Raw genomic sequence first — 5,093 nt, 5'->3', positions numbered from 1 at the left:
CGCACGGTCCGCGCCGCGCGCCCCGCAGCGGTGCCGTCGCCGCCTACAGCGCGGGCACCCGTGCCGCGGCCGCCCGTGCTGCGACGGGGAACGCGGCGCACACCACCCCCGGCACCTCGCCCTGGGGCGGCGGCAGCGCCGCCAGCGGTGCGGCGCCCGCCCCCGCGCCGAAGCCTCCCGCAGGCGTGCAGGGCGTGCAGGGTACGCAAGGGGCGCAGGGCGCGGCGGGGGTGCGCGGCGGTACGGCTGCCCTGCCCGCGCCCCGTACCGCGGCCCCCGGGCTGTACAACTCACCCTCCTCTCACGGCACAACGGCCGCAGGAGCCGCCGCAGGGGCCGCCGCAGCCCCTGCCGGGGACTCCGCCCAGGGCGCAGGCGGGACCGGGGCCGGGACCGCCGATGCCGGAGCCGTCGGAGTCGCAGGAGTCGCCGAAGCGGCCGGAGCCGACGAGGACAAGGTCACCGGCTGGGGCGCGGAGGTGCGCGCGGGCGGGGCGCACGTGGCCGAACGGGCGCGGCAGGCGCGCATGGTGGTGGTCGGCCCCGTCACCGAGCGCTGGTCGCCCGAGCAGGCGTGGCCGGTGCAGGAGAGCTGGCAGCTCGCGCCCCCGGTCGGTCCGGCAGCCGACCTGTGGGCCCTGGGCGCCCTGCTCTTCCGCGTGGTGCAGGGCCACGCCCCGTACCCCGAGGACAGCGTCGCCGACCTCGTCCAGCTCGTCTGCGTGGAGCCGCCCGCGTACGCGGAGGAGTGCGGCGCGCTGCGCCCGGTGGTCGAGTCGCTGATGCGCAAGGACCCGGCGGAGCGACCGGAGTTCGAGGAACTGCGCGGCTGGCTCCGGTCCTTGATCCGGTCGGCGCCCGAGCCGGACATCGGCAGCCGCACGGTCACCGTGCCCTCGATCGGCCCGGGGTCCCCCGCCGACCAGCACCGGCTGCCCGCCGTACGCCGCAAGGGCGAGCTCGTGCGCCGCAAGCGCGGACGTACGGCCACAGGCACAGGCGCCGCCGCCGAGCAGCCTCTCGCGCACGGCCGTCACAAGCGGCCCGCCAGGGGTCCGGCCAATGGGTCGGTCAAGGGGCCCGTCAAGGGGCAGCTCCAGCCGCAGACGGAGCAGACGAAGGCGCACTCCACGGGGTACCTCGTGCAGCAGTACGTCCGCGCCCCGCGCAGCCTCGGCAGGCTGCTGCTGGGCCTGATCCTGCTCCTGCTGATCGGCGCGGTGCTCTACGCCATGCTGCTGATGCCGAGCGCCGACGAGAGCGCGGGCCAGTCCCCTGCGGGCCGTACGAGCACGACCGGGGCCAGGAGCCCGGCCCGCGACGCCGGTACGCCCGCGGACAGTGACACCAGCGGCAAGTCGGCCTCGTCCGCGCCGGTGGACGGCGCGACCGCCGAGGGTGACGGTCTGGCGAAGGGCTTCGCGCTGCGCCGCGACCCCAGGGGCTTCAGCGTGGCCGTCGCCACGGACTGGCAGCGGCGCGGCGAGAACGACCGGGGCCAGGTGGTGTACGCCGGTGACGACTGCCAACTGATCGTCGTGCCGGGCCGGGACAAGGTCGCGGACTACGGCGGCGACCCCATGGCCTACCAGCAGGACAAGGAACCCGAGCTCGACGCCTATCGCACGTCCTCCTGGTCGGGGGCCTCCGGGCTGCGCCGCGTCGACGTCGGCGGGACCGCGTCGGCGGAGGGCGCCTTCAACTGGAACGACAGCAGTGGACGCCAGGTCTACGTCCGCAACTCCGCGGTGATCCTCAACGGCCGCTACCACGTGCTCCAGGTGATCGGCCCGATGAACGAACAGCGCGCTGTGGACGGCATCTTCCAGCAGGCGAGCACGAGCTACCGGACCTGGTGATCCGCGGCCTCCGGAGCTGTCGGCGTCGGCTCACGCGTCGCGTGCGTCCTACGCGTCCCGCATACCCTGCATACCCCGCGCGTCCCGCGCGTCCCGCGCGTCCCGCGCGTCTTGCGCGCCCTCCGCGTCCCGCACATCCCGCACGTCCGAGAAACGCTCGCGCAACTCGTGCTTGTGGACCTTGCGGAGCGCCCCGCCGCGCGGCAGCGCGTCGACCAGCTCCAGTTGTTCGGGGAGCTTGCGCGCGGACAGGCCCGCCCCGCGCAGGTGGGCGGCGACGTCGGCGAGGGTGAGCGGGGCGGTCCCGGCGCGCTGCTGGACGACGGCGCAGACGCGCTCCCCGCGGACCGGGTCGGGCAGGCCGATCACGGCGACGTCCTCGACCGCGGGATGTGTGTGCAGGAGCCGCTCGACCTCCTGGGCGGAGACGTTCTCGCCCTTGCGGATGATGATGTCCTTGGCGCGCCCGGTGAGCACGAGATGGCCGGTGTCGGTGAGGTGCCCGAGGTCCCCGGTGCGGAGGAAGCCGTCCGTGTCGAACGCCTCGGCGTTCTGCGCGAGATCGAGGTAGCCGTGGCAGACGGCCTCGCCGCGCAGCCGGATCTCCCCGTCCATGCCGGGCGGTACGGGGAGGCCGTCGGCGTCGGTCACCCGGATCTCCACGCCCGCGGCCGGTCTGCCCTCGGTGGTGGCCAGGTGCTCCGGCGCGTCGTCCGGGTCGCCCATGGTGATCGTGGGGGCCTCGGTCATGCCGTAGCCGTGGACGAGCCCGCAGCCCAGCTCCCGGACGACCTCGCGGTGCAGTTCGGGCGGCCGCGGCGCCCCGCCGCCCGCCAGGAGGCGGAGCGTGGGGACGAGCCGGCGGGCCGGGTCCTTGCGCTGCTCGGCCAGGAACATCGTGTAGAAGGCGGTGGACCCGCCCGCGAGGGTGACGCCGTGGCGGCGGTACGCGCCGAGCGAGGCGGGCAGCGCGAAGTGCTCCAGGAGGACGGCGGGGAAGCCGCGCAGCAGCATCATCACCGTGTAGTCGGGCCCGGCCACGTGCGCGTAGGGGAAGGCCATGGAGCCGACGTCGTCCGGGGTGGGGCGCAGGGCCTCGGCGAGGCAGGCCCCGGCGGCGATGAGGCCGCGGTCGCTGTGCAGGGCACCTTTGGGCTCGGCGGTCGTCCCGGATGTCCAGTGGATCCAGCGCACCGCCGTGCCGTCGGCGGGCGGCGGCGGGAGGACGACCGGATCGCCCTGGGGGAGCGAGTCGTAGGCCGTGAACACCAGGGGCCGGGCGGGCAGTTCCCGTGCCAGGCGGCGGGCCATCGCGGTGTGGTCGAAGCCGCGCCACACGCCCGGCACCGCGAAGAACTCCGAGCCCGTGGCCCGCAGCGCGTACCCGGCCTCCCGGTCCCGGTAGAAGGGCACGAGCGGCGACTGCACCGCGCCGAGCCGGGCCAGCGCGAAGGCCAGGACGACGGTCTCGATCCGTGTCGGCAGCTGCCAGGCCACTCTGCTGCCGGGGCGCACCCCGAGCCCGTACAGGCCCGCCGCGACGCGCTCGGCCCGCCCGCGCAGGCCGCCGAAGGAGAGCCGCCGGTCCGTTCCCGTGAGGCCGGGGTCGTCGGCCTGTACGAGCGCGGTGGCGTCGGGGGTGCGGGCGGCGCGGCGTTCCAGCAGCTCCCAGAGGGTACGGGAGGCGGCCAGGCCGTCTCGGTGATCGGCGGTGCCGGAACCGGTCATGGCGGCCTCCCCGCCTCGGGTGCGCCCGGCGTGCGGCGCCACGGCTTGTCGGCCCCGGTGGGCCGGGCTAGCCTCCATTCTGACGAAGCGTCAGAAAAATGGGAGGGGTTGCCGCCATGGAACTGCCGCGTATCGTCAGCGTCGACGACCACGTGATCGAACCGGCCCACCTCTTCGCCACCTGGCTCCCCGCCCGCTACCGCGACCGCGGCCCCCGCTCCGTCACCACGGGGATCGGCCGTCTCGCCTACGTGGGCGGCAAGTACACCGTCTCCATGGACCCCGACGGCCCGCTCGCGGACTGGTGGGTCTACGAGGACCTCGCCTCCCCGTACAAGCGCGTCATCGCCGCCGTCGGCTTCGACCGCGACGACATGGCCCTGGAGGGCATCACCCGGGCCGAGATGCGGCGGGGCTGCTGGGACCCGAAGGCGCGGCTGGCCGACATGGATCTGGGGCACGTGGAGGCGTCCCTGTGCTTCCCGACCTTCCCGCGCTTCTGCGGCCAGACCTTCGCGGAGGCACGCGACAAGGAGGTCGCCCTGGCCTGTGTGCAGGCCTACAACGACTGGATGGTCGAGGAGTGGTGCGGCGACAGCGGCGGCCGGCTGATCCCGCTGTGCCTCATCCCCTTGTGGGACGTGGAACTCGCCGTCGCCGAGATCCACCGCAACGCGGCGCGCGGGGTGCGGGCGGTGACCTTCAGCGAGATCCCGGCCCACCTGGGACTGCCGTCGGTCCACTCCGGCCACTGGGACCCGTTCTTCGCGGCGTGCGAGGAGACCGGCACGGTGGTCTGCATGCACATCGGGTCCTCCTCGCAGATGCCCGCCGCCTCCCCGGACGCGCCGCCCGCCGTCCAGGCGACGCTGAGCTTCAACAACGCGATGGCGTCGATGACCGACTTCCTCTTCTCCGGCGTCCTGGTGCGCTTCCCCCGCCTGAAACTCGCCTACAGCGAGGGCCAGATGGGCTGGATCCCCTACGCCCTGGAACGCGCCGACGACGTATGGCGCGAGCACCGTGCCTGGGGCGGGGTGAAGGACCTGGTCCCCGAGCCGCCCTCGACGTACTACTACCGGCAGATCTTCTGCTGCTTCTTCCGCGACCGGCACGGCATCGCGTCGCTCGACGTCGTGGGCCGCGACAACGCCACCTTCGAGACCGACTACCCCCACGTCGACTCCACCTGGCCGCACACGAAACAGGTCGCCGAGGACCATGTGAAGGGCCTGGACGACGAGACGGTGTACAAGCTGATGCGCGGCAACGCCATCCGCATGCTCGGCCTCGATCCGGACGGTGATCGTGGCGTGGCCCGTGGCGGTGACCGTGGTGTGGCCCGTGGCGGTGACCGTGGTGTGGGCCGTGACTCCGGTGCCGGTGCCGGGGCTGGTTCTGGCGCCGGTTCCGACCGGCCGTGCGCCTGATCGCCCATGGACCTCACCCCCACCGAGGAGGAAGCGGCCTTCCGCCGGCAGCTGCGTGCCTGGCTGTCCGCGACGC

The 5,093-nt window shown here is 74.3% G+C and carries 3 protein-coding genes; 2 read left to right on the top strand and 1 reads right to left on the bottom strand.

Annotated features, from left to right (window positions below):
* Positions 1-1,859, top strand: a 1,859-nt coding sequence (locus tag K6I34_RS31255) for a serine/threonine protein kinase (protein WP_229331217.1), incomplete at its 5' end; no start/stop codon positions are given.
* Between the two features lie 48 nt (positions 1,860-1,907).
* Here the strand turns inward: K6I34_RS31255 and K6I34_RS31250 are convergent.
* Positions 1,908-3,587 carry a class I adenylate-forming enzyme family protein gene (locus K6I34_RS31250; RefSeq protein WP_229331215.1) on the bottom strand — a complete coding sequence of 560 codons (1,680 nt, stop codon included), beginning with the start codon at positions 3,585-3,587 and terminating at the stop codon, positions 1,908-1,910.
* A gap of 116 nt (positions 3,588-3,703) precedes the next feature.
* Here K6I34_RS31250 and K6I34_RS31245 point away from each other — a divergent pair, with 116 nt between their 5' ends.
* Positions 3,704-5,017: an amidohydrolase family protein gene (locus K6I34_RS31245; RefSeq protein WP_229331213.1), complete on the top strand. Its 1,314-nt coding sequence runs from the start codon at positions 3,704-3,706 to the stop codon at positions 5,015-5,017.
* Positions 5,018-5,093 lie beyond the last annotated feature (76 nt).

It is taken from the genome of Streptomyces sp. UNOC14_S4 (assembly GCF_020740835.1).
GTDB lineage: Bacteria > Actinomycetota > Actinomycetes > Streptomycetales > Streptomycetaceae > Streptomyces.
Note: the sequence above shows the minus strand (reverse complement) of the source record. Positions and strands in the feature narration are given on the sequence as shown.

Excerpts from the sequence above, each read along its gene's own strand:
- K6I34_RS31250 (WP_229331215.1), bottom strand. The coding sequence starts at position 3,587 with ATGACCGGTTCCGGCACCGCCGATCACCGAGACGGCCTGGCCGCCTCC.
- K6I34_RS31245 (WP_229331213.1), top strand. The coding sequence starts at position 3,704 with ATGGAACTGCCGCGTATCGTCAGCGTCGACGACCACGTGATCGAACCG.